The following is a 24,284-nucleotide window of genomic DNA, read 5'->3' on the forward strand; positions in this document are numbered from 1 at the left end:
GTTTTGCGTTCCGTTTGCTGCGGAAGTGGGGCGCATTATAAGGGGATCCGAGAAACGGTCAAGGGTTAATTTGAAATAAACACCAAATGGGCACTGAAACGGATATTTCATTGGCACCGTCCGAGAATAATGGCAGGCCTAGGCGCCAGGGACCCTGTCGGCCTAACCCGCCCTCACCCGCTGGCGCCCAATCTGCCCTAGCCGTCGAGCGACAACCGGAATCCGCAACGCCATCAACACCCCTCCGGCAACTGCATAGATCGCCCACTCACGCAGATCCGAGCGAACGATCCACAGGTAGTGCAACAAACCGAGTGCCAGTACGGCATAGACCAGACGGTGCAGCTTCTTCCACCTCGCGCCCAGCCGACGCTGGCTGTAGCGGTTGGACGTGACTGCCAGCGTCAGCAACCCCAGAAATCCGAGCGCCCCCACGATGATGTACGGTCGCTTACGCAGCTCGACGGTCAATTGCCCCCAGTCCAATCCGAGAATGAAGAACAGGTAGGCCAGGATGTGCAGCACGATATAAGCGAATGCCCACAACCCCAACTGCCGCCGGACCACGACCCAGCCAGACCATCCCGACAATTTCTGCAGAGGCGTCATACCCAGGCTGATGAGCAGAAAGATCAATGCGCCGAGCCCTACGCGATCCATCAATACCTTGCCTGGATCGGGGCCCAGCAGGTTCATCGCCGCTTCATACAACCACCAGGCCGGAAAAAGGCATCCACCCACGAAGATCGCCAGGCGAAACCAGGGATAGCGCATCAATAATTCTTCCGCAGATCAAGACCGCTATAGAGAGAAGCGACCTCTTGCTCATAGCCATTGAACATCTGGGTAGCCCGGACATTAGGACTGAACAGACCGCTGGGCAACCTTCGTTCGCGAGCCTGGCTCCAGCGCGGGTGATCGACCTCGGGATTGACGTTGGCGTAGAACCCATACTCGGTAGGCGCCAGGCCCTGCCATGTGGTACTGGGCTGCTCACTCACCAAGCTGATGCGCACGATCGACTTGATGCTCTTGAAGCCATACTTCCACGGCACCACCAGGCGCAGAGGCGCACCGTTCTGGTTGACCAGCTCACGCCCGTACATGCCCACCGCCAGAATCGCCAACGGGTTCATCGCCTCGTCCAAGCGCAACCCCTCGACATAGGGCCAGTCGATCAGCGCGAAACCGGAGCGCTGCCCAGGCATGCGCTCGGGATCCTTCAAGGTCTCGAAGCGCACGTAGCGCGCCTTGGAAGTGGGCTCCACCTGCTTGAGCACCGCCGCCAGGGAAAAGCCCAGCCAGGGAATGACCATGGACCAGGCTTCGACGCAACGAAGACGGTAGATACGCTCTTCCAGTTGCAGCGGTTTGACGAAGTCTTCCAGCGCGTAGCGACCGGGCTTGCCGACCTCACCATCGATCACCACGCTCCAGGGCTCGGTCTTGAGACTGCCCGCATTGGCGGCCGGGTCGCCCTTGTCAGGGCCGAACTCGTAAAAGTTGTTGTAGTGGGTGGCGTCCTTGAACGGGGTGATCGCCTCGTCCTTGACGGTCACCGCCTGCCAGCGAGCCGTTCCAAGCTTGTCATCGAACCAGCCAGGCGCTGCCCCGGATTCGACATCGGCATAGCGCGAGGGCTGGTCGGCCTGGGCAAATGCAGGCAGGGCACCCAGGGCGAACCCGGCCAGGGAAGCACCGAGCACGGAGCGACGCGATAAGTAGAGACTTTCGGGCGTGACTTCCGACTCGCGGCAGTCGGACGACCTGGGAAGCTTGATGAGCATGGCGGCTCCAGAGCACGGGTGACGGATGTACCAGTAGGACTCTGGAGCCGGAAGGTTATTCCAGCATTAACATTTATTTCAGCGCTTGCGGCGACGAGCACGCAGCAGATACTGCACCGGCCCGGACGCTGCGTAGCCAAGGAAGATCAGCAGCAGGATACGCGGCGGGTCGCTGAACACCACGGCGAACACCAGCACTACCGCCAGGATGGCGACGAAGGGGACGCGGCCCTTCAGGTCCAGCTCCTTGAAGCTGTTGTACTTGATGTTGCTGACCATGAGCATGCCAGCCGCCGCCACCAGCAGGGCGACCAGGAACGACAACTTCGAACCCTGGATGCCGTAATCGCTGAATGCCCACACCGTACCGGCTACTACGCCGGCTGCGGCCGGGCTGGCCAGGCCGATGAAGTAGCGTTTGTCGGCGATGCCGACCTGGGTGTTGAAGCGCGCCAGACGCAGCGCAGCACCGGCCACATAGATGAAGGCGACCATCCAGCCGACCTTGCCCATGTCGCCCAAGGCCCAACCGAACGCCAGCAAGGCAGGGGCGACGCCGAAGGCGACCATGTCCGACAGCGAGTCGTACTCGGCACCGAAGGCGCTCTGGGTATTGGTCATGCGCGCCACGCGGCCATCGAGGCTGTCGAGGACCATGGCGACGAAGATGGCGATGGCAGCGAAAGCGAAGTACTTGCTCGCCTCGCGCGGATCGCCTGCACTCAAGGCGCTCTGCGCACTGATGGAATTGATGATCGAGTAGAAGCCGGCGAACAGGTTGGCCGTGGTGAAGAGGTTGGGCAGCAGATAGATACCGCGGTGCCGGACCTTGCGCCCTTCGGCGTCGTGACCTTCTTCGACATGCTCATCGACAGGTAGCAGGCTTTCGGCGTCGGAGGGCTTGTTCGGCTCTTCGGGACGTTCGGTCATGAAAAGTACCTTGCAGCGGGGTGGAATAGGTTCGACAGGGGCCGGCGAGACAGGTTCTGACAACAGGCCCTGGGTCGCTTTATACCAGAAGCGCACCGTCTAAACGAAAAAACGCGGCCAAAGCCGCGTTTTTCACCGATCGAAACAGACTCAGTTCTTGGTCTTGTCGACAATCTTGTTGGCCGAGATCCAAGGCATCATCGAGCGCAGTTGCTCACCGATGATCTCGATGCCGTGGGCGGCGTTGTTGCGACGCTTGGCGGTCATCGAAGGATAGTTGGTAGCGCCTTCGCTGATGAACATCTTCGCGTATTCGCCATCCTGAATACGTTTCAGCGCATTGCGCATGGCCTTGCGGGATTCTTCGTTGATGACCTCGGGGCCAGTGACGTACTCACCGTACTCGGCGTTGTTGGAGATCGAGTAGTTCATGTTGGCGATACCGCCTTCGTACATGAGGTCGACGATCAGCTTCAGCTCGTGCAAGCACTCGAAGTAGGCCATTTCCGGGGCGTAGCCAGCCTCGACCAGGGTTTCGAAACCGGCCTTGACCAGCTCGACAGTGCCACCGCAGAGAACGGCCTGCTCACCGAACAGGTCGGTTTCGGTCTCGTCCTTGAAGGTGGTTTCGATGATACCGGTACGGCCACCGCCCACGCCGGCGGCGTACGACAGCGCGACGTTCTTGGCGTTGCCCGAGGCGTCCTGGTAGACAGCGATCAGGTCGGGGATGCCGCCACCCTTGACGAACTCGGAGCGCACGGTGTGACCCGGGGCCTTGGGCGCGATCATGATGACGTCGAGGTCGGCACGCGGAACGACCTGGTTGTAGTGGATCGAGAAACCGTGGGAGAAGGCCAGGGTTGCGCCCTTCTTGATGTTCGGCTCGATCTCGTTCTTGTACAGCGCGCCCTGGAACTCGTCCGGGGTCAGGATCATGACCAGGTCGGCGGCAGCGACGGCGCTGGCCACGTCGGCGACCTTCAGGCCGTGGGCTTCTGCCTTGGCCACGGTGGCCGAACCTTTACGCAGACCGACGGTGACGTCCACACCGGAGTCCTTGAGGTTGCACGCCTGGGCGTGACCCTGGGAGCCGTAGCCGATGATGGCGACCTTCTTGCCCTGGATGATCGAGAGGTCGCAGTCTTTGTCGTAGAACACTTTCATGGAAATACCCCTGGTTATATCTCGGCCCCGCAGGGCCATCGCTAATTGATGATGTTAGATGCTGAGGACTTTGTCGCCACGGGCGATACCGGTGACGCCACTGCGCACGGTTTCGAGGATCGAGGCGGTACCGATGGCCTGGATGAAGCTGTCCAGCTTGTCGCTGGTGCCGCTCAGTTGCACGGTATACACGCTGGCGGTGACATCGACGATCTGGCCACGGAAGATGTCCGTGGTGCGCTTGATCTCGGCGCGCTGGGCACCGGTCGCCTTGACCTTGACCAGCATCAGCTCGCGCTCGATATGGGCGCTTTCCGAGAGGTCGACCAGCTTGACCACTTCCACCAACTTGTTGAGGTTCTTGGTGATCTGCTCGATCACCTCGTCATGACCGACGGTGGTGAGCGTCAGGCGCGAGAGCGTCGGATCTTCGGTCGGCGCGACGGTCAGGCTTTCGATGTTGTAGTTGCGCTGGGAAAACAGGCCGACCACGCGCGACAGGGCACCGGGTTCGTTTTCCAGCAGCAGGGAAATGATATGCCGCATATCAGGTACGCTCCGTCTTGCTGAGCCACATGTCACGCATCGAGCCATCCTTGATCTGCATTGGATAGACGTGCTCGGATCGGTCCACCGCGATGTCGATGAACACCAGACGGTCTTTCATCGCGAAGGCCTCCTCCAGCTTCGGCTTGAGGTCCTCGAGGCTGGTGATGCGAATGCCGACATGGCCATAGGCCTCGGCCAGCTTGATGAAATCGGGCAGCGACTCGACATAGGAGTGGGAGTGACGGCCGTTGTAGGCCATGTCCTGCCACTGGCGAACCATGCCCAACACACCGTTGTTCAGGTTGACGATCTTCACCGGCAGGCCGTACTGCATGCAGGTGGACAGCTCCTGGATATTCATCTGGATGCTGCCTTCGCCGGTGACGCAGGCCACGTCCTGATCCGGGAAGTTGAGCTTGATGCCCATGGCGGCGGGGAAGCCAAAGCCCATGGTGCCCAGGCCGCCGGAGTTGATCCAGCGATTGGGTTTGTTGAACCGGTAGTACTGCGCCGCGAACATCTGGTGCTGGCCCACATCGGAGGTGACGAAAGCATCGCCATGGGTCACTTCGCACAGGGTCTCGATGACCTGCTGCGGCTTGATCACGCTACCGTCGCCCTTGTCGTAAGGGAACAGGCCACGGTCACCGCGCCACTCCTCGATCTGCTTCCACCAGGCATCCAGCGCAGCCTTCTCGGGCTTCTCGCCAATTTCCTTGAGGATGGTCAGCATTTCGCCGAGCACGCTCTCGACCGGACCGACGATCGGCACGTCGGCCTTGATCATCTTGGAGATCGACGCAGGGTCGATGTCGATGTGGATGATCTTGGCGTTCGGACAGAACTTGGCCGGACCATTGACCACGCGATCGTCGAAGCGAGCACCGACCGCAAGGATGACATCGGCGTTGTGCATCGCCAGGTTGGCGGTGTAGCTGCCGTGCATGCCCAGCATGCCGAGGAACTGACGGTCGGTGCCCGGGAAGCAACCCAGACCCATGAGCGTGTTGGTCACCGGCAGGTTCAGCGACTTGGCGATTTCGGTCAGCGCTTCGGAGCCGCCGCCCAGGATCACGCCGCCGCCGGCGTAGACGATCGGACGCTTGGCGGCCACGAGCATCTCGGCAGCCTTGCGGATCTGGCCGGAGTGGCCACGGACCGCCGGGCTGTACGAGCGCAGCTTGACCTTCTTGGGATAGACGTACTCGAACTTCTCGGCCGGGTTGGTCATGTCCTTCGGGATATCGACCACGACCGGGCCTGGACGACCGGATTGCGCCAGATAGAAGGCTTTCTTGAGCGTCTCGGCGATCTCGCTGGGGTGCTTGATCATGAAGCTGTGTTTCACGATCGGTCGCGAAATGCCGATCATGTCGGTTTCCTGGAAGGCATCGGTGCCGACCATGGTGCTGGGCACCTGACCCGACAGGATGACCATCGGGATCGAGTCCATATAGGCCGTGGCGATGCCGGTAATGGCGTTGGTCGCACCGGGGCCGGAGGTCACCAGGACCACACCGGCCTTGCCGGTGGCGCGGGCATAACCATCGGCCATGTGGGTGGCAGCCTGTTCGTGACGAACCAGGATGTGCTCGACTTCCGGTTCCTTGAACAGGGCATCGTAGACATGCAGGAGAGCACCACCGGGGTACCCGTAGATGTGCTTAACGCCTTCGTCACGCAAGAAGCGGACGACCATCTCAGCGCCAGATAAAAGCTCCACGTTGTTCACCTCTAAAACGCCAGAATACCGCCCCATCCGGGCGGGTCTTAATAGGTTTACTGCCAAGCAGAGCATGAGCGAACGTCAGCACTGACTGAGCAAGTATTGGGAGCGCCCCTGAGTGTTGCGGGGTCTTCCCACCCAGCGCGAGGTAACGCGTTGCGGGGTGTAGCGAGTCGGCGCGGGTGTGCGCCTCATGATCTGCCTAGCGGGTCTGCTTCTGGCAGTCCCCCTACAGCGGAAACTGGATTCTTCTGATTCAGCACGCCCAAGTCAAGAAAAATTATTGCCAACTTTTGGATCAGATGAAATTCCGCCACCACGAAAATCATTGTCAGCAGCAGGAAAATAAAGTTTTCCATAAAAAAGGGCCACATTCTGCGGCCCTTGAAGGAAAAACGGAGAAAATCAGGCAGATAGGCTGATGGTTCGGTCGAATGCTGCCAACAGGCGCCGCAGCTCCTGGCTCTGCTCCGGACGATCGGAGAACACGGTGTCGGCCATCACCAGGATGCCCGACGCGCTGGGCAGCGGGTGACCGTGCTCGAGAATCAGTGTCATGCGTGGCAGGAAGATCCATTGCAGCCACTGCTCGAACTTCAGCGTATCGACTGCGAACGGTACGGTACTGGCCAACGCCTCGGCGCTGGGCGCAGACTCGTCCCACCACCCCTGCACCTGCAATTCGCGTTCGATCAGCAACAGTTGGTCGGCGATGTCGAGAATGCGCTGCTCGGTCATGACGCGGTACGGGCTTTCTGTCGGGCCGTGGCAGCGCCGGCGCTGTCACCCTGCTTCTCGCGCGCCTGGGCGATGATGTTCCACAGCTCTCCTTGCAGGTCGGGCCGGCCATTGGCGTAGGTCAAGGCTCGGCGAGCCAACTGCTCGGCCTGCGCGGCATCGCCTTGGGACAAACGCACCTGGGCCAGGCGGAACAGCACCTGAGGTTCACGTGGCGCAATACGCTGAGCGCGCTCCAGACTCGACGCGGCACCGTTGAAGTCGCCGCCACCCTGCTGCTGCTGGGCGGTGGTGAGCAAGGCCAGGACAGGGCCGTCGAGCTGTTCGTCGGCAGACAGGCCACCACCGCCACTGCGCGGAATGCCGGTCGGCGCCGTGGCCGCTGGCGCGCTGCTCATGGCCGCGATGTCGAAGGGCTCGTCACCCGCCGGGTTGGGGTTGGTGGTGATCGGGCCAGTGCTCAGTGGCGCAGAGGCGGTCTGCGCCGGGTAGGTCTGGATCGGCGCCGAGCCTGCTCCTTGCGGAATCATCACCGTGACGCCCGACTCCTCCGGCAGCGACTGCGCCTGGGCGGTGCCCGTGCTAGGCGTGCGCGCCGTCGCGCCACGGTTGGCGGTGACGCGCTCGCTGTTGGAGACCCGGGTGCTCGAATCGACCACCGGAATGGCGCCACGCGGGACGCTGGCGCAGCCGTGCAACACGGCCAGCGCAGTCAAGGCAGGAAACCACCACTTGTTCACGTCAAACCCTCTTCAGTACAGGCCGCAGTGCAGGCCGCTCAATTCATCCAGCCCTTGACCCAGTCCATGACCGACTCGCCAGTATTCTGCTCGCCGCCACACGCCGTGCCTGGCTGCGGCTCGCTGCCGCGAATATACGGCATCTGCACCGCACCCGGACAGCTGGCGTCTGAACCCTGTCCGGTATTGGGATCGATCCAGGCCTTGACCACGTTGTCCGGCTGGGGCATGTCCAGCGGCAGCGGATCGGCCTTGCGCATGAAGCTGGTCCACACCTGCAGGGCGCCAGTGGCACCGGTGAAGGGCGTCTTGCCGTTGTCGTCGCGGCCGAGCCAGACCACCGCCAGCAGATCCTGGCTGAAGCCGGAGAACCAGCTGTCACGCGAATCGTTGCTGGTGCCGGTCTTGCCCGCCAGGGTGAGGTTGTTCGGCAGCACGTTGTACACCGACCGCCCGGTACCCTCGCGCATCACCCGCTGCATGGCGTTCTGCACCAGGTAGATGGCGCCTGGATCGAAGGTCTGCTGGATCTGGAACGGGTAGCGCTTGAGCGGCTCGCCTTCGGCCGTCAACACGCTACGGATACCGCGCATCGGGGTGTTGAAACCGCCATTGGCGATGGTCTGGTACATCGTCGCGACCTGCATCGGCGACAAGCCACCCGCGCCGAGCAGCATCGACGGGAACGCCGGCCAGTCCACCTGCACGCCAAGGCGGCCAATGGTCTTGATGACATTGGGGACGCCCACTTCCAGGCCGATCTTGGCCGTGGACAGGTTCAGCGAGTTGGCCAGGCCCTGGTACAGATAGATGGTGCCATGGGGACGGCGATCGTAGTTCTGTGGACGCCATACCTGACCATCGGCGCCCTTGACCGAGAACGGCTCGTCCTGCACCAGGCTGGTCAGGGTGTACTTGCTGGGTTGTTCGAGGGCGGTAAGGTAGACCGCCGGCTTGACCAGCGAACCGATCGGCCGCACGGCATCGATGGCCCGGTTGAACCCTGCGAAGCCCGACTGGCGACTGCCGATCAATGCCTGCACTTCGCCGGTTTCCGGGTTGGTCACCACCATGGCCGACTCGACGTCTTCGGCGCCCTTGCGCCCTGCCAGGCGCTTGAAGGTTTCGGTCATGGCCGATTCGGCCTTCATCTGCAGAATCGGATCGAAACTGGTGAAAATGCGCAGGCCTTCTTCGGTCAAATCCTCGTCGCGATAGTCCTGACGCAGCTGACGCTTGACCAGGTCGAGGAAGGCCGGGAACGAGCTGTCGGCCAGGCTGCCGCGCTTGGTCACGCCCAGCGGCATCTTCTTCGCCGCATCGACCACTTCCTGACTGGCAACGCCCTGCTGCGCCAGCAGGTCCAGCACCAGGTTGCGGCGCTGCAGGGCGCGCTCGGGATAGCGACGCGGGTTGTAGTAGGACGGGCCCTTGACCATGCCGACCAGCAAGGCGATCTGGTGCAGCTTCAACTCCGACAGCGGTTGGCTGAAGAAGAACTGGCTGGCCAGACCAAAGCCGTGCACCGCTCGCTGGCCGTCCTGCCCGATGAAGACCTCGTTGAGGTAGGCTTCGAGTATCTCGCGCTTGTCGTAGTGCAACTCGAGCAACAGCGCCATCATCGCTTCGGTCAGCTTGCGGCTGAGACTGCGCTCGTTGGTGAGGAAGAAGTTCTTCACCAGCTGTTGAGTCAGCGTACTGCCACCCTGACGCATGGCGCCGGACGAGGTATTGACCCACATCGCCCGGGCGATGGACTTGGGCGAAACGCCGTGGTGGCTGTAGAAGTCACGGTCTTCGGTGGCGATCAAGGTGTCGAGCAGATAGGGCGGGACCTGATCGATGTTGATCAGGATGCGGTCCTCGAGGTTCTTCGGGTAGATACCGCCGATCATCAAGGGTTCGAGGCGCACCACGTCGAGCTTGGCGCCATTGGCCCCGGCGAGCCCGGCGACATAGTCACCGGAGAAACGCACGCGCACGAACTGCGCCGGCTCCATGCCCTCGTAGAACTGGAAGCCGCGGGTATTGAGATCGACCGTCGCGCCATTGACCGAAGCCTCGCCCGGGCCATTGGCCGCCGTCTCGCGGCGATAGCCAAGGGCGTCGAGTTCGGTGAGGAAGTCGTCCTTGCCCAGTTTCTGGCCGACGAACAATTCCAACGGCCGGGCATAGACCTTGGCGGGGATGGTCCAGCGCTTGCCGGAGAATTTCTCCTGGACGATGGCGTCGAGGTACACCGCGAAGCCGGCGATCACCACCAGGCCGACCAGGCTGAGCTTGAGCGCCCAGCCCAGCCAGACACGGGAGCGGCTGGGCGGACGTTTTTTCGGGGTTCGGGAGTTTCGAGTACGAGTCATGGCGGCGGATTATACGCATTTTGCGCAGGGCTGGGGTCGGCCTGCGGCGGTAGGCAGGGGCGCCAGCATTGACCATAATAGTGGCTTCGAATTCCCCTACATCGGAAGGATCTCCGTGAGCCAAGCCCTGATCAGCGCGCTGCAGAACCCCGCCCTCTACCCTCATCCCGTGAAGGGTTTCGAGCTCATCGAGACGCACATCTCCTGGGTGCTGCTCACCGGTGACTACGCTTACAAGATCAAGAAGCCGATGAACTTCGGCTTCCTCGATTTCACCAGCCTGGAGCAGCGCCAGCATTTCTGTAACGAAGAATTGCGCCTGAACCAGCGCCTGACCGACGGCCTGTACCTGGACGTGCTGCCGATCACCGGCTCTGCCGACGCCCCGCAACTGGGTGGCAGCGGCGAGGTGATCGAATACGCACTGAAGATGCGCCAGTTCCCCCAGGGCCAACTGCTGGGCACGCTGCAAGCCAACGGCGAGCTCACCGCCGGGCACATCGACCAGATGGCGCGGCAGATCGCCGACTTCCACCTGCAGGCCCCGCAGGTACCGGTCGAGCACCCCCTGGGCACTCCGGATGCCGTGATGGCGCCGGTGGAGCAGAATTTCGAGCAGATCCGGCCCTTCCTCAGCGAAAAGGCCGACCTGCAACAACTCGATGCCCTGCAAGCCTGGGCGCGCAGCAGCTTCGACCGCCTCCACGGCCTGCTCGAAACGCGCAAGCGCGAGGGTTTCATCCGCGAATGCCATGGCGATATCCATCTGGGCAACGCCACGTTGATCGACGATAAAGTGGTGATCTTCGACTGCATCGAGTTCAACGAGCCATTTCGCCTGACAGACGTCTATGCCGACGTCGGTTTCCTGGCCATGGACCTGGAGGACCGTGGCCTGAAGTGCCTGGCCCGACGCTTCATCAGCCAGTACCTGGAACTCACTGGCGATTATCAGGGCCTGGAGTTGCTGAACTTCTACAAGGCCTATCGAGCCCTGGTGCGCGCGAAAGTCGCCTTGTTCAGCCTGGCTCCGGACGCCAGCGGCGTGCAGCGCGCCACCACCTTGCGCACCTACCGCAAGTATGCCGACCTTGCCGAAAGCTACAGCGCCATCCCTTCTCGCCTACTGGCCATCACCCATGGGGTCTCTGCGGTCGGCAAGAGCCATGTCGCCATGCGCCTGGTCGAGTCGCTGGGGGCGATTCGTGTTCGCTCGGACGTCGAGCGAAAGCGTCTGTTCGGCCAGCAGGACGCCGGGAACCTCGGTGAGCTGCAAGCGGGTATCTACGATCAGGACGCCAGCGCAGCGACCTACCAGCGCCTGCACGGCTTGGCCCAGACCATTCTGCAGGCCGGCTTCCCAGTGGTACTCGACGCCACCTACCTCAAGCGCGAACAGCGCCGGGCGGCGGCTCAGGTGGCCAGCAGCACCGGAGTGCCTTTCCTGATCCTGGACTGCCAGGCGCCCGAGGCCGTGATCATCAGTTGGCTGGAGCAGCGTCAGACGGAAAATGTCGATCCTTCCGACGCCACCCTGGAGGTCGTGAAGGCCCAGCAGGCGAGCCGCGAACCCCTGGACGACGACGAAGCGCTGCATGGCAAGCGCGTCGACACCCATGAAAGCGGCAGCATGGACCAGTTGATCGAGCAGATCCGTCAGCGTCTGCCTGGATTGTGATGCCTCACCAGGCAGAGCCACCGCGCATCAGCTTTATCGCCTCTGCGGCAGGCCCTACCTACGGCGCAGGGTCTGCGGCACCGTCCTGAGTCTGAGTTCGTGGAGACCACCTGGCAAATGGCCGCACCTTTGCCAGGCCCCGCTACACTGCAGACTGACCGCTCGCGATTTATCCACAGAACCGATCGGCCAACGCAGGGAGGCTCGATGAACGATGAACTGCAGCATCTGAAGAATCTGGGCAAGACCTCCGCGCAGTGGTTGCACGCCTCCGGCATCCACAGCGTCTCCGATTTGCGCCGTCTGGGTGCGGTAGGTGCTTACCAGGCTGTCAGAACCCGGGGATTTCGTGCGTCGAAAGTACTGCTGTACGCCATTGAGGCGGCGTTGCTCGACATGCACTGGAACGACCTGCCGCCCGAACGCAAGCAGGCATTGAACCAGCAGTTGAATGCCAAGGCAGCATCGCAAAAAAAATCGTGAGGACGATAAAAAGAGGTTGACTGCGTAATGAGAATCGTTATGATTATCACAACTGGTCGCGAGACTGGTTGGATAAGCTGAAAGACCTTGGTTCGGACTCTCAGATTATCTCCTCATCAGGCTAATCACGGTTATTGACCCGGCTTTTTGCCGGGTCTTTTTTTGCCCGTGCGCTGGCCATGCGGCAAAGCGGCCTTGCCCTCAATCGTCAGCGGGCGATGATCAGCGGGTGGCCGAGTTCAGGATGAGCGTGCACCAGCACATCGATATCGAATACAGCCTTGAGCGCCTGGCGCGTGAGCACTTCGGTCGGCGCTCCACAGGCGTGGCTGCGCCCTCGCTCCAGCAGCAGGACCTGATCGCAGTAGCGCGCTGCCAGGTTGAGGTCATGTACGATGAGCAGCACGGCAGCACCTTGATTCGCGAAGTGACGTACCGCCTGCAAGGTGGTGTGCTGGTGCCGCGGGTCGAGGGCCGACGTGGGTTCGTCTAGCAGCAGTGTCGCCCCTTCGCCACCCGGCCACAGCTGCGCCAACACCCGCGCCAGATGAACACGCTGGCGTTCGCCCCCGGACAACGCCAGGTAGCTGCGGGCAGCCAGGTGCTCGGCATCGGCCGCTTGCAACGCCGCCTCGACGATTTCACGGTCGCGTAGCAGGCCACTGTCATGGGGCAGGCGCCCCATGCTCACGACTTCCTCGACCCTGAACGCAAATCCCAGGCTGGAGGCCTGGGGCAGTACGGCCAGATGCCTGGCACGCTGAGGACCGGACCACTGCGCCAGCTCTCGTCCCAGCAGCGTCACTCGGCCACGGCTGGGTGTGAATTCGCCGCTCAGGGCACCCAGCAGACTGCTCTTGCCGGCGCCATTGGGCCCTAGCACGCCCAGCACTTGTCCGGCGCGCACTCGCAAGTCGATGGCCTGCAGCACGTCGACGCCGCCGCGCGACAGCCAGAGGTCCTCGACCTCCATCATCAGCGTGCCCTCCTGACCAGGAGAAACAGGAAGAACGGTGCACCGATGAACGCCGTGACGATGCCGATCGGCAACTCCGCGGGTGCCAGCGCCAGGCGCGCGATCAGGTCGGCAAACAGCAACAGGGCGCCCCCGGCCAGCAGAGAGGCGGGCAGTAGCACGCGATGATCCGGCCCGGCCACCAGTCGTACCAGATGCGGTACCACCAGACCGATGAAGCCGATGAGGCCCGCCGCCGCCACTGCCGCACCGACGCCCAGTGCCGTACAGAGCACCAGCTCGCGCTTCAGCGACTCCACCTCGATGCCCAGGTGACGGGCTTCGGATTCACCCAGCAGCAAGGCATTGAGCGCCTGGGCGCGACGCGGCAACCACAGGCTCACCCCGAGCGCCACCAGCAACAGTGGCCACAGGCGCTGGTAGCTGGCGCCATTGAGGCTGCCCAGGTTCCAGAAGGTCAGGGTACGCAAGGTGGCGTCGTCGGCCAGATAGGTGAACAAGCCGACGGCCGAGCCCCCCAGGGCGGTCATGGCGATACCGGCGAGCAGCATGGTCGCCACGTCGGTTTGTCCCTCTCGGCGACCCAACCGGTACACCAGCGCCGTCACCCCCAGGCCGCCGACGAAGGCGCAGAGCGACAGCAGATAGGGCGCCATGACCTCAGGCACTGGGCCCAGCCAACTGCCGCCGACGATGGCGACCGCGGCACCGAGGGCCGCACCACTGGCGACGCCGACCAGTCCGGGGTCGGCCAGCGGATTGCGAAACAGCCCCTGCATCGCCACGCCGGACAGCGCCAGCACGGCGCCGACGGTGAGACCCAGTAGCGTTCGAGGCAGGCGTATCTGTCCCAGGATCAATTCGGCCTGCTCCAGTCCTGCGCCCGGCAGTGGCCATCCCAGCAGCCGCCCACCGGCGCGCAGGACGTCCAGCAACGGCAGGCTCACCGGCCCCAGCGCCAGGGACAGCCACACGGCCAGCAAGCACAGTGATATCAGCCAGATGAACAAAGTGCGTGGCCGAATCCTTTGCCTCATGGCGCGAGGCTGGCCTTGGCGGCCGGATAGAAGGCTGCCGCCAGTTCGTCCAGGGTGGCCGGTAGACGCGGCCCCAGCCCACCGACCAGCAAGGTCGGATCAAGCGCGACCAGGCGTTTGTCACGGGCCGCACGCGAGGCTGCCAGCCCGGGGTTCTCCTTGAGCAAGGCGGTCAACGCTTGTTCGCCGTCCAAGGCTCGGTCGGAGAACACCACCACGTCGGGGTCCAGACCGGCCAGGGCTTCGACGGAAAAATTCTTGTAGCCCTGATGCTCGGCCAGGTTGCGTCCACCCGCCTGTCGCAGCAGCCAGTCACCGGCCGTGCCCTGGCCCGCGATCAGCGGTTTGGCACCCGCATGCCCGACCAGCAGCAGCACCCCTGGTGCCTTCTGCTGCGTCTGGGCTTGCGCGAGCCTGCCTTTCAATTGGTCGAGTTTCTCGTGGTAGCGAGCGCTGAGTTCGCGGGCTGGCTTTTCGGCGCCGAGCAGCGCGCCAAGGTGCTCGAGGTTCCGATCGAGGGCCGTCAGGTCGGCCTCGGCGGAGAACAGCTCCACACGTACACCGGCTGCCCGCACTTGCGCCAGCACCGGCGGCGGGCCCATTTCCTCGGTTCCCACCAACAGGTCCGGACGCAGGCTGAGGATACCTTCGGCAGAGAGCTGGCGCTGATAACCGATGCTCGGCAACGCCTTGAGCGAAGGTGGGTGCTGACTGGTAGTGTCCACCCCCACCAGCCGCGCTTCGCCGCCCAGTGCCGCAATCCACTCGCTCAACGCACCTCCTGCACTGACCCAACGCTGGGGCGGATCGGCCGCCAGGGCTTGTGAACCCAGGGCAAGACCGGCGCAGAAGGCAAACAGGGCAGCAGTACGGCGCATCGTCGAATTCCTTCGCTTCAAAGGGCTGGCACCTTGTGGTGGCCGGCGCAACTGCGCACCATGAGAGGGCTGGCGCAGCGGATACCGTCAATTTGATAATTATTCGCATTGAAGCGTCAAGCGATCACTAATGACCTGGAGTGTCCGCTGTCATGCACCTGCTCTGCTCCACCGACTCACTCGCCGAAGGCTGCAGCCGCGGCTTCAGCCTGGCCGGTCGCTCGCTGTTGGCGATTCGCCGTCAGGGGCAGGTCTACCTGTACCGCAACCGTTGTCCCCATCGCGGCATCGGACTGAACTGGACAGCGGACGCTTTTCTCGACGACAGCGCCAGCCTGATCCGTTGCGCCCACCATGGTGCGCTGTTTCTGATCGAGTCTGGCGAGTGCGTGTCCGGCCCCTGCGAAGGCGAGGCCTTGCAGGCCCTGGCCTGTCACGAAGACAGCGCCGGGATCTGGCTCATGGCGTGAGCAGTACCGGCAGGCGTCGATCGACCACGATGCGCTCGGCGTCCAGACGGGTCGCATAGGCCAGAACCTCGACGCCATCGGCGACCGCCGCACGCAATGCGCGCGCGTAGGCGGCGTCGATCTCCTCGGCCGGGCGCACCGCTTCGATGCCGGAGAGGTTGACACAGTACAACTGGACGGCGCGAATGCCCTGCCGTGCCAGGGCCGCGAGCTCGCGCAGGTGCTTGGCTCCGCGCTGGGTGACCGCGTCGGGGAAGGCCGCCACGGTGCTATCGGGGTAGCCCAAGGTGACGCTCTTCACCTCGACATAGGCCGCAGCGGTATCTAACTCCAGGCGAAAATCGATGCGGCTGCCTTCTTCGCCATAGGCCACTTCACGGCGTAATGCGGTGAACCCGGCCAGCTCGCGGATCACCCCGGCGCGCAGGGCCTCTTCGATCAGCCCATTGGCCCTGGCGGTGTTGACGCACGCCAGCCGCCCCTGGGGCGTTTCGCTGATTTCCCAAGTACCGGGAAGCTTGCGCTTCGGGTCATTGGAGCGGCTGAACCAGACCAGGCCGCCCTCGCGCATGCAGTTGAGCATCGAGCCGGTATTGGGACAATGAATGGTCATCTGTTCGCCAGAGGGCAATTCGATATCGGCGAGAAAGCGCTTGTAGCGGCGCAGCAGACGCGCTGGCTCCAGTGCCGGAGAAAACTCCATCAGCCCCTCCAGCTGCGCAGGCCACGGGCCAGGCGTTGTACGGCCTCTTCCAGGCGCGGCAGGCTCTGCGTGTAGGCGAAGCGCACATGGTGGCCGGCCTGGTGGCGACCGAAGTCCAGCCCCGGGGTGAAGGCCAGGTATTCGGTTTCCAGAAAATGCTGACAGAACGCGTAGGCATCGCCGCCGAAAGCGCTGATGTCGGCATAGAGATAGAAGGCGCCCTGAGGCTCGACCGCAATCCTGAAACCGAGCTGGCGCAAAGCGGGTAGCAGGTAGTCGCGACGGCGAGCGAACTCGGCGCGGCGTTCTTCGAGAATGGCCAGGGTGTGCGGCTCGAAGCAGGCCAGCGCCGCGTGCTGGGCCATGCTCGGCGCGCTGATGTACAGGTTCTGGGCCAGCTTCTCGAGATCGGCCACCGCCGAGGGTGGGGCAACGAGCCAGCCAAGGCGCCATCCGGTCATGCCGAAATACTTGGAAAAACTATTGAGGACGAATGCCTCGTCATCCACCTCGAGCACGCTGGGGGCTTCCATGCCGTAGGTCAGGCCATGGTAGATCTCGTCTACCACAAGGTGCCCATGGTGCTCGCGCGTGGCCTCGGACAGGCCGGAAAGTGCCTGGCGGTCCAGTACCGTCCCGGTGGGATTGGCCGGCGAGGCGACCAGGGCGCCCACGGTGTCGGCGTGCCAGTGTCGTCTCACCAGTTCCTCGCTGAGCTGGTAATTGACTTCTGGCCCCACTGGCACGAGTTGCGCGCCACCTTCCACCAGGCGCAGGAAATGGCGATTGCAGGGATACCCCGGATCGGCCAGCAGCCAGTGTTTGCCCGGATCCACCAGCAGGCTGCTGGCCAGCAGCAACGCGCCGGAACCGCCCGGCGTGATGAGGATACGTTCAGGATCGATCGACACCTCGTAACGCTGCGCATAAAAACCGGCGATCGCCTCGCGCAGGGCGGGCAGGCCCCGGGCGGCGGTGTAGCGGGTGTGGCCGGCAGCCAATGCAGCCTGACCGGCTTCGACGATCGGTGCGGCGGTGGTGAAGTCAGGCTCGCCGATCTCCAGGTGAATGACGTCCTCGCCTGCCGCCTGCAACGCATTGGCCCGCGCCAGCAGCGCCATGACATGAAAAGGTTCGATGGCGCGGCTGCGCGCGCTGTAGGAGTGGGCCATTGCCGCCTCTCGTTTGAACTAGACTGGTGAATCAACTGTGCAAAACCACAGAACGGACGCCACGGGCCGCTGTCAATACCTCGGATCGGGCGGGCTAGCGCAACCCCCGATCTATCTGGTAAGTTCGGCGGCTCGCAGTCGCAGGGCCGGCGGTCGCCGGAAATGGAGCATCCTGCGCATTGGATCAGATGAGTGAGAGGCGGTCTATTCATGTCCACCGTAGAAAAGCAAAAAACCACCCTGTACGGTGTCGAGCCCTATGTCGAGACCAAAGGTGAAGAGTACATGGGCGAGCCCATGCGCAACCACTTCACCAAGCTGCTCAACGCCTGGAAGGGCGAGTTGATGCAGAGTGTGGACCGTACCGTGGATCACATGAAGGACGAGGCAGCCAACTTCCCGGACCCCGCCGACCGTGCGAGCCAGGAAGAGGAATTCGCGCTCGAATTGCGTAACCGCGACCGTGAGCGCAAGTTGATCAAGAAGATCGACAAGACCCTGCAGAAGATCCTGGACAAAGACTATGGCTGGTGCGACACCTGCGGCATCGAGATCGGCCTGCGCCGACTGGAAGCCCGCCCTACCGCCGATCTGTGCTTCGACTGCAAGGAAATTGCCGAGAAAAAGGAAAAATCGGCCGGTAAAGGCTGATTCCGACGTCATCCGAAGGGGCGCATCATGCGCCCCTTTTCATTTATAGCCTGATACGCCCATGACCAACCGTCACTACACAGGTCGATTCGCCCCCACCCCCAGCGGCTATCTGCACTTTGGCTCCCTGGTCGCCGCCCTCGCCTCCTGGCTCGATGCGCGCGCAGCAGGCGGGCGCTGGCTGTTGCGCATGGAAGATACCGATCCGCCGCGGGAGATGCCCGGTGCGCGCGATGCCATCCTGCAGACCTTGGAGGGCTATGGCCTGCACTGGGATGGTGAAGTGGTGTTCCAGAGCCAACGTCACGAGGCTTATGCTGCGGTGGTCGAGCGCCTGTTCAACATGGGGCTGGCGTACACCTGCACCTGTTCGCGAAGGCAGCTCGAAGGGGTGGGCGGTCTCTACCCAGGTTATTGCCGCAACGCCGGACACCCACGCGAGGCGGGAGCGATCCGTATCCGCGTGCCCGAGTTGACCTACGCTTTCGACGATCGAGTGCAGGGGCATTTTCAGCAGCACCTGGGCCGCGAGGTGGGCGACTTCATCATCCAGCGCCGGGACGGATTGTATGCCTATCAACTGGCGGTGGTGCTCGACGACGCCTGGCAGGGCGTGACCGACATCGTGCGTGGCGCCGACCTGCTCGACAACACCCCGCGCCAGCTCTACCTTCAGGAGCTGCTTGGCTTCTCTCAACCGCGCTACCTGCACATTCCCCTGATCACCCAACCGGACGGCCACAAGCTGGGCAAGTCCTACCGCTCCCCGCCGCTGGCGACCGAGCAGGTTACCCCCCTGTTGCTGAGAGCTTTGAGAGCACTGGGGCAGCCCGTTGCGAACATGCCGACCGACGCACCACCCAGCGAAGTGCTGGCCGAGGCAGTGGTCCTGTGGCGCCCCGAAGCGATTCCGATGCGCCCCTGCATACCCGAGGCAGACCTGCGCTGATTGCACCGAGCGCTCGCACGCGCACCCCAGCGCCTACCCGAGCGGACGGCGCATGCCCAGACGACTCAAATCCTTGGCCAACCTGCACGAATCCCGCTAGCATCCCCCGACTCCTTGCGCCAATGACGAGAAGCCAACCCGGCGCCCTGCCATCGAGGCCCGCATGTATATCTATCGCTTGGTCCTGCTGTTGGTCGTGGGTATCTACCTGTTTTCCCCGGCCATCATGGACTGGTGGATCGAACCGACCGGAGCCTGGTACCGCCCTTACCTGCTCTGGCTGATCCTGATCGTCGTCACCTTCATCCTGCAGAGCCAACGAGATGCCGATGAGCTTTAGCCTGACCCAGATGATCCTGATCAGCGCCGCGTACCTGCTGGTGCTGTTCGGCGTGGCCTGGATCAGTGAGCGCGGCGTGATCCCGCGCTCGGTCATCCGTCACCCGCTGACCTATACCCTGTCGCTGGGCGTCTACGCCAGCGCCTGGGCATTCTATGGCTCGGTCGGCCTGGCCTATCAATATGGCTATGGGTTCCTGGCCTGTTACCTGGGCGTGTCCGGTGCCTTCCTGCTGGCCCCGGTGCTGCTCTACCCGATTCTCAAGATCACCCGCACCTACCAGCTCTCCTCGCTGGCCGACCTGCTGGCGTTTCGCTTTCGCAGCACCTGGGCGGGCGCCCTCACCACCGTGATCATGCTGATCGGCGTGTTACCGCTGCTGGCCTTGCAGATCCAGGCGGTCGCCGACTCCATCAGCATCCTGACCGGCGAGCCAGTCAAGGCGCGGGTGGCGTTCGCCTTCTGCGTGCTGATCGTGCTGTTCACCATTTTCTTCGGCTCGCGGCATATCGCTACGCGTGAAAAGCACGAGGGCCTGGTGTTCGCCATCGCCTTCGAGTCGGTGATCAAGCTGGTGGCCCTGGGCGGGATCGGCCTGTATGCGCTGTATGGCGTGTTTGGCGGTCCGCACGAGCTGGAGGTCTGGCTGCTGCAGAACCAGACCGCCCTGGCGGCACTGCACACGCCGTTGCAGGAAGGGCCATGGCGAACGCTGCTGCTGGTGTTCTTCGCCTCGGCCATCGTCATGCCGCACATGTATCACATGGCGTTCACCGAGAACCTCAGCCCGCGCGCGCTGGTCAGCGCCAGTTGGGGCCTGCCGCTGTTCCTGCTGCTGATGAGCCTGGCAGTGCCCCTGGTCCTGTGGGCCGGCTTGCGCCTGGGGGCCAGTACCAATCCGGAGTACTTCACCCTGGGGCTGGGCATCGCCGCCGACAACCAGGCCCTGGCGTTGCTCGCCTATGTCGGCGGGCTATCGGCGGCCAGCGGCCTGATCATCGTCACCACCCTGGCGCTGTCGGGCATGGCGCTCAATCACCTGGTGCTGCCGCTGTACCAGCCACCGGCCGAGGGCAACATCTACCGCTGGCTGAAATGGACTCGCCGCGCGCTGATCGTGGCGATCATCACCGCTGGCTTCATGTTCTACCTGACCCAGAACACCCACCAGAGCCTGGCCAACCTGGGCATCGTCGCCTTCGTCGCCACGCTGCAATTCCTCCCGGGTGTGCTGTCCGTGCTGTACTGGCCCACCGCCAATCGACGGGGTTTCATCGCTGGCCTGATCGCGGGCACGCTGGTCTGGCTGGTGGCTATGCTGCTGCCGCTGCTGGGCAACGTGCAGGGGTTCTACATCCCGCTGCTGGACATGATCTACGTGCTGGACGACACCAGCTGGCACATGGCGGCCATCGCCTCGCTGGCAGCCAACGTACTGCTGTTCACCCTGATCTCGCTGTTCACCAATGCCAGCAGCGAGGAGGTCAGCGCGGCCGAGGCCTGCGCGGTGGACAACGTGCGCCGGCCGCAGCGCCGTGAACTGCACGCCGCTTCGCCTCAGGAGTTCGCCACCCAGCTGGCCAAGCCGCTGGGCGCCAAGGCTGCGCAGAAGGAAGTCGAGCAGGCCCTGCGCGACCTCTACCTGCCGTTCGACGAGCGCCGGCCGTACGCCCTGCGCCGGCTGCGCGACCGCATCGAAGCCAACCTGTCGGGGTTGATGGGCCCGAGCGTGGCCCAGGACATGGTCGAAACCTTCCTGCCCTACAAGTCAGGCAACGAGAACTACGTCACCGAGGACATCCACTTCATCGAGAGCCGGCTGGAGGACTACCACTCACGCCTCACTGGCCTGGCTGCGGAGCTCGACGCCCTGCGCCGCTACCACCGCCAGACCCTGCAGGAGCTGCCCATGGGCGTCTGCTCGCTGGCCAAGGACCAGGAAATCCTGATGTGGAACAGGGCCATGGAAGAACTGACCGGGATCGCCGCCAAGCATGTGGTCGGCTCGCGGCTGATCACCATCGGTGAGCCCTGGCGCGGCCTGCTCCAAGGATTCATCGACCTGCCCGACGAGCACCTGCACAAGCAGCGGCTGGCCCTCGATGGCCAGCCGCGCTGGCTCAACCTGCACAAGGCGGCGATCGACGAGCCGTTGGCACCGGGCAACAGCGGTCTGGTGCTGCTCGTCGAAGACCTCACGGAAAACCAGGCGCTGGAAGAAAAACTGGTGCACTCCGAACGCCTGGCCAGCATCGGCCGCCTGGCCGCCGGCGTGGCCCACGAGATCGGCAATCCCATCACCGGCATCGCCTGCCTGGCGCAGAACCTGCGTGAAGAGCGCGAAGACGATGTCGAGATCATCGAGCTGTCCAGCCAGATCCTCGAGCAGACCAAACGCGTATCGCGCATCGTCCAGTCGCTGATGAGTTTCGCCCACGCTGGCGGCAGTCATCAGAACAACGAGGAGCCGGTGTCCCTGGCCGAGGTGGCGCAGGACGCGATCGGGCTGCTGGCACTGAACCGGCGCAATTTCGAGGTGCAGTTCTTCAACCTGTGCGACCCCGAGCACTGGGCCGAAGGCGACCCGCAACGCCTGGCCCAGGTGCTCATCAATCTGCTGTCCAATGCCCGCGACGCCTCGCCCCCGGGCAGTGCCGTGCGCGTGCGCAGCGAAGCGAGCGAGCACACGGTTGACTTGATCGTCGAAGACGAAGGCAGCGGGATTCCCAAGGGCATCATGGACCGGCTGTTCGAGCCCTTTTTCACCACCAAGGACCCTGGCGAAGGGACCGGACTGGGCCTCGCTCTGGTCTATTCCATTGTGGAAGAGCATTATGGACAAATCACCATCGACAGCCCGGCCGATCTCGATCGGCAATGCGGCACCCGGATCCGCGTGACCCTGCCCAGGCATGTCGTAGCGACGTCCCCAGACATTCGAGACCGTCGAGAGAATTGAATCAATGCCGCACATTCTGATCGTCGAAGACGAAACCATCATTCGCTCGGCCCTGCGCCGACTGCTGGAGCGCAACCAGTATCAGGTCAGCGAAGCCGGCTCGGTCCAGGAAGCACAGGAACGCTTCAGCATTGCCTCCTTCGACCTGATCGTCAGCGACCTGCGCCTGCCCGGCGCACCTGGCACCGAGCTGATCAAGCTCGGCGAGGGCAAGCCCGTGCTGATCATGACCAGCTATGCCAGTCTGCGCTCGGCCGTCGACTCGATGAAAATGGGCGCGGTGGATTACATCGCCAAGCCTTTCGATCACGACGAAATGCTCCAGGCGGTCGCGCGCATTCTGCGCGATCGACAGAACCTCGCGGCCGCGCCAGCCCCTGTCGCCGAGCCGCGCAGCGCCGCCAAGAGTTCGGCAGGCGACAGGCCGGGCAACGCCGCGGCGAACGGCGAAATAGGCATCATTGGCGCCTGCGCGCCCATGCAGGACCTGTTCGGCAAGATCCGCAAGGTCGCGCCCACCGACTCCAATGTGCTGATCCAGGGCGAATCCGGTACCGGCAAGGAGTTGGTCGCCCGTGCGCTGCACAATCTATCGCGCCGCGCCAAGGCACCGATGATCTCGGTGAACTGCGCGGCGATCCCGGAAACCCTGATCGAGTCGGAACTGTTCGGCCATGAAAAAGGCGCGTTCACCGGTGCCAGCGCTGGGCGTGCTGGACTGGTGGAAGCCGCGGACGGCGGCACGCTGTTCCTGGACGAGATCGGCGAGTTGCCGCTCGAGGCCCAGGCACGCCTGCTGCGCGTTCTGCAGGAGGGCGAGATTCGTCGGGTCGGCTCTGTGCAGTCGCAGAAGGTCGACGTGCGCCTGATCGCCGCGACCCACCGCGACCTGAAGAGCCTGGCCAAGGCCGGGCAGTTCCGCGAAGACCTCTATTACCGCCTTCACGTCATCGCCCTGAAGTTGCCGGCACTGCGCGAACGCGGCAGCGACGTGAATCAGATCGCCGACGCTTTCCTGGCGCGCCAGAGCGCGCGCATCGGCCGGGACGACCTTCACTTCGCCGCCGATGCCGAGCAGGCCATCCGTCACTACAGCTGGCCAGGTAACGTGCGCGAACTGGAAAACGCCGTCGAGCGCGCGGTCATCCTGAGCGAGAGTCCGGAAATCTCGGCCGAGCTACTGGGCATCGACATCGAGCTGAGCGACCTGGAGGACGACGACCTCGGAGCTCTGCACGTGGCCACGGGGGGCGGCAGCAGCAATGCCAGCCACGAGCCCACCGAAGACCTGTCGCTGGAAGACTATTTCCAGCATTTCGTGCTCGAGCACCAGGATCACATGACCGAGACCGAGCTGGCGCGCAAGCTCGGGGTCAGCCGCAAGTGCCTGTGGGAACGCCGCCAGCGCCTGGGAATCCCGAGGCGCAAGAGCAACATGGCCAGCGAAAACTGAACCATCACCCTTCGCACAGCCCTGCGATGGCCCCTGGCCGAACGAGAGGGCTGTGCGAAGCACCCTCCTCGCCTGACCGCACACGCCTCGTTGTGAAAAATCTGTTACCCACACCTGTCTCAGCGTAACAATTCGAGGCATACGGTAACGAAAAGGCCCCGATCCTCCTACCGTCCCCTGGCGCGAAAACCCATCAAACCCCTGATTTTGTTGGGTTTCAAAAAGTTGGCACGCCACCTGCTATATCTTTCGTACAAGAACAATAACAAGCACGGCAATTCATAATAAGAACAAGACGAAACGGCTCACGCATAACAAGAACAACACGGCGGAGGCGCAGCTAACTGATTCTTTTGGAGAGGCGTTGTGTTTGGGGCTTGCCCCACAACCAGGCAGAGAACAACAAGAACTGCACTAAAGCAGTGCCCGAACTGGTTGGATCGATGATCAACATGATTCAGCGACCAAAGCAATCCGTTTGCTCTTCACCCCCGAATGGGGGTTTCCATGGCTTTGCAGCCTATGGACAGGGCACCTG

At 63.2% G+C, this 24,284-nt stretch carries 23 protein-coding genes; 8 read left to right on the plus strand and 15 right to left on the minus strand.

Going from position 1 to position 24,284, the window contains the following annotated elements:
- Nucleotides 1-162: 162 nt before the first annotated feature.
- The 10 genes from msrQ to mrcB all read right to left on the minus strand — a co-directional run bounded on the left by msrQ (nt 163) and on the right by mrcB (nt 9,997).
- Nucleotides 163-774: a protein-methionine-sulfoxide reductase heme-binding subunit MsrQ gene (gene msrQ, locus IAE34_RS21645; protein WP_200141000.1), complete on the minus strand. Its 612-nt coding sequence runs from the start codon at nt 772-774 to the stop codon at nt 163-165.
- Complete coding sequence (msrP, locus tag IAE34_RS21650; protein ID WP_200141001.1) at nt 774-1,787, minus strand: protein-methionine-sulfoxide reductase catalytic subunit MsrP; 1,014 nt, start codon at nt 1,785-1,787, stop codon at nt 774-776. The genes msrQ and msrP overlap by 1 nt, the downstream gene beginning before the upstream one ends.
- A 78-nt stretch (nt 1,788-1,865) precedes the next feature.
- On the minus strand, nt 1,866-2,717 hold the full coding sequence (gene pssA, locus IAE34_RS21655; RefSeq protein WP_200141002.1) for a CDP-diacylglycerol--serine O-phosphatidyltransferase: 852 nt from the start codon (nt 2,715-2,717) through the stop codon (nt 1,866-1,868).
- 150 nt (nt 2,718-2,867) lie between these two features.
- Nucleotides 2,868-3,884 carry a ketol-acid reductoisomerase gene (gene ilvC, locus IAE34_RS21660; protein ID WP_200141003.1) on the minus strand — a complete coding sequence of 339 codons (1,017 nt, stop codon included), beginning with the start codon at nt 3,882-3,884 and terminating at the stop codon, nt 2,868-2,870.
- A 54-nt stretch (nt 3,885-3,938) separates the two neighbouring features.
- Complete coding sequence (ilvN, locus tag IAE34_RS21665) at nt 3,939-4,430, minus strand: acetolactate synthase small subunit (RefSeq protein ID WP_003250040.1); 492 nt, start codon at nt 4,428-4,430, stop codon at nt 3,939-3,941.
- A 1-nt stretch (nt 4,431) separates the two neighbouring features.
- Entirely contained in the window at nt 4,432-6,156 is a 1,725-nt protein-coding gene (locus IAE34_RS21670) for an acetolactate synthase 3 large subunit (protein WP_200141004.1), read from the minus strand.
- A gap of 194 nt (nt 6,157-6,350) precedes the next feature.
- Nucleotides 6,351-6,518, minus strand: coding sequence for a hypothetical protein (locus tag IAE34_RS21675; protein WP_200141005.1), 168 nt, complete (start codon nt 6,516-6,518; stop codon nt 6,351-6,353).
- A 46-nt stretch (nt 6,519-6,564) separates the two neighbouring features.
- Nucleotides 6,565-6,897, minus strand: coding sequence for a YqcC family protein (locus tag IAE34_RS21680; protein ID WP_200141006.1), 333 nt, complete (start codon nt 6,895-6,897; stop codon nt 6,565-6,567).
- Nucleotides 6,894-7,637: a tetratricopeptide repeat protein gene (locus IAE34_RS21685; RefSeq protein WP_200141007.1), complete on the minus strand. Its 744-nt coding sequence runs from the start codon at nt 7,635-7,637 to the stop codon at nt 6,894-6,896. Before IAE34_RS21685 ends, IAE34_RS21680 begins: the two co-directional genes overlap by 4 nt.
- A 38-nt stretch (nt 7,638-7,675) precedes the next feature.
- The gene (gene mrcB / locus IAE34_RS21690; protein WP_200141008.1) at nt 7,676-9,997 is read right to left on the minus strand and encodes a penicillin-binding protein 1B; all 2,322 of its coding nucleotides are present in this window, start codon (nt 9,995-9,997) and stop codon (nt 7,676-7,678) included.
- A 115-nt stretch (nt 9,998-10,112) separates the two neighbouring features.
- On the opposite strand from mrcB, the gene IAE34_RS21695 reads away from it, so the two are divergent.
- Nucleotides 10,113-11,675: a bifunctional aminoglycoside phosphotransferase/ATP-binding protein gene (locus IAE34_RS21695; protein ID WP_200141009.1), complete on the plus strand. Its 1,563-nt coding sequence runs from the start codon at nt 10,113-10,115 to the stop codon at nt 11,673-11,675.
- 207 nt (nt 11,676-11,882) lie between these two features.
- Complete coding sequence (locus IAE34_RS21700; protein ID WP_200141010.1) at nt 11,883-12,158, plus strand: TfoX/Sxy family protein; 276 nt, start codon at nt 11,883-11,885, stop codon at nt 12,156-12,158.
- A 208-nt stretch (nt 12,159-12,366) separates the two neighbouring features.
- Here the strand turns inward: IAE34_RS21700 and IAE34_RS21705 are convergent, their stop codons facing one another.
- From IAE34_RS21705 to IAE34_RS21715, 3 genes are read right to left on the minus strand one after another with little or no spacing between them, the layout of a single operon-like run.
- On the minus strand, nt 12,367-13,134 hold the full coding sequence (locus IAE34_RS21705; protein ID WP_200141011.1) for a heme ABC transporter ATP-binding protein: 768 nt from the start codon (nt 13,132-13,134) through the stop codon (nt 12,367-12,369).
- Nucleotides 13,134-14,117, minus strand: coding sequence for a FecCD family ABC transporter permease (locus IAE34_RS21710; RefSeq protein ID WP_200141052.1), 984 nt, complete (start codon nt 14,115-14,117; stop codon nt 13,134-13,136). The genes IAE34_RS21705 and IAE34_RS21710 overlap by 1 nt, the downstream gene beginning before the upstream one ends.
- 50 nt (nt 14,118-14,167) lie before the next feature.
- Nucleotides 14,168-15,049, minus strand: a complete 882-nt coding sequence (locus IAE34_RS21715) for a heme/hemin ABC transporter substrate-binding protein (RefSeq protein ID WP_200141012.1) — start codon at nt 15,047-15,049, stop codon at nt 14,168-14,170.
- Nucleotides 15,050-15,201: 152 nt separating this feature from the next.
- Between IAE34_RS21715 and IAE34_RS21720 the strand changes: the two genes are divergently transcribed.
- Nucleotides 15,202-15,519 carry a Rieske (2Fe-2S) protein gene (locus IAE34_RS21720; RefSeq protein ID WP_200141013.1) on the plus strand — a complete coding sequence of 106 codons (318 nt, stop codon included), beginning with the start codon at nt 15,202-15,204 and terminating at the stop codon, nt 15,517-15,519.
- Here the strand turns inward: IAE34_RS21720 and sfsA are convergent.
- Both sfsA and IAE34_RS21730 read right to left on the minus strand, forming a co-directional pair.
- Complete coding sequence (gene sfsA / locus IAE34_RS21725) at nt 15,509-16,222, minus strand: DNA/RNA nuclease SfsA (RefSeq protein WP_200141014.1); 714 nt, start codon at nt 16,220-16,222, stop codon at nt 15,509-15,511. The genes IAE34_RS21720 and sfsA overlap by 11 nt on opposite strands.
- Nucleotides 16,222-17,394, minus strand: coding sequence for a pyridoxal phosphate-dependent aminotransferase (locus IAE34_RS21730; protein WP_200141015.1), 1,173 nt, complete (start codon nt 17,392-17,394; stop codon nt 16,222-16,224). The genes sfsA and IAE34_RS21730 overlap by 1 nt, the downstream gene beginning before the upstream one ends.
- Nucleotides 17,395-17,604: 210 nt before the next feature.
- On the opposite strand from IAE34_RS21730, the gene dksA reads away from it, so the two are divergent.
- The 5 genes from dksA (at nt 17,605) to IAE34_RS21755 (ending at nt 23,746) form a co-directional block, all read left to right on the plus strand.
- On the plus strand, nt 17,605-18,045 hold the full coding sequence (dksA, locus tag IAE34_RS21735; protein ID WP_200141016.1) for an RNA polymerase-binding protein DksA: 441 nt from the start codon (nt 17,605-17,607) through the stop codon (nt 18,043-18,045).
- A 61-nt stretch (nt 18,046-18,106) separates the two neighbouring features.
- Complete coding sequence (gene gluQRS, locus IAE34_RS21740; protein WP_200141017.1) at nt 18,107-18,994, plus strand: tRNA glutamyl-Q(34) synthetase GluQRS; 888 nt, start codon at nt 18,107-18,109, stop codon at nt 18,992-18,994.
- Between the two features lie 163 nt (nt 18,995-19,157).
- Nucleotides 19,158-19,334 (plus strand): hypothetical protein, encoded by a 177-nt coding sequence (locus IAE34_RS21745; protein ID WP_003250005.1) that lies wholly within the window; start codon nt 19,158-19,160, stop codon nt 19,332-19,334.
- A complete protein-coding gene (locus IAE34_RS21750) occupies nt 19,318-22,293 on the plus strand; it encodes a sensor histidine kinase (RefSeq protein WP_200141018.1) in 2,976 nt (991 codons plus the stop codon). The genes IAE34_RS21745 and IAE34_RS21750 overlap by 17 nt, the downstream gene beginning before the upstream one ends.
- Before the next feature lie 4 nt (nt 22,294-22,297).
- Complete coding sequence (locus tag IAE34_RS21755; RefSeq protein ID WP_200141019.1) at nt 22,298-23,746, plus strand: sigma-54-dependent transcriptional regulator; 1,449 nt, start codon at nt 22,298-22,300, stop codon at nt 23,744-23,746.
- The last annotated feature ends 538 nt before the right edge of the window (nt 23,747-24,284 follow it).

Origin of the sequence: Pseudomonas sp. S30, assembly GCF_016518545.1 — a bacterium.
Classification (GTDB): Bacteria; Pseudomonadota; Gammaproteobacteria; order Pseudomonadales; family Pseudomonadaceae; genus Aquipseudomonas.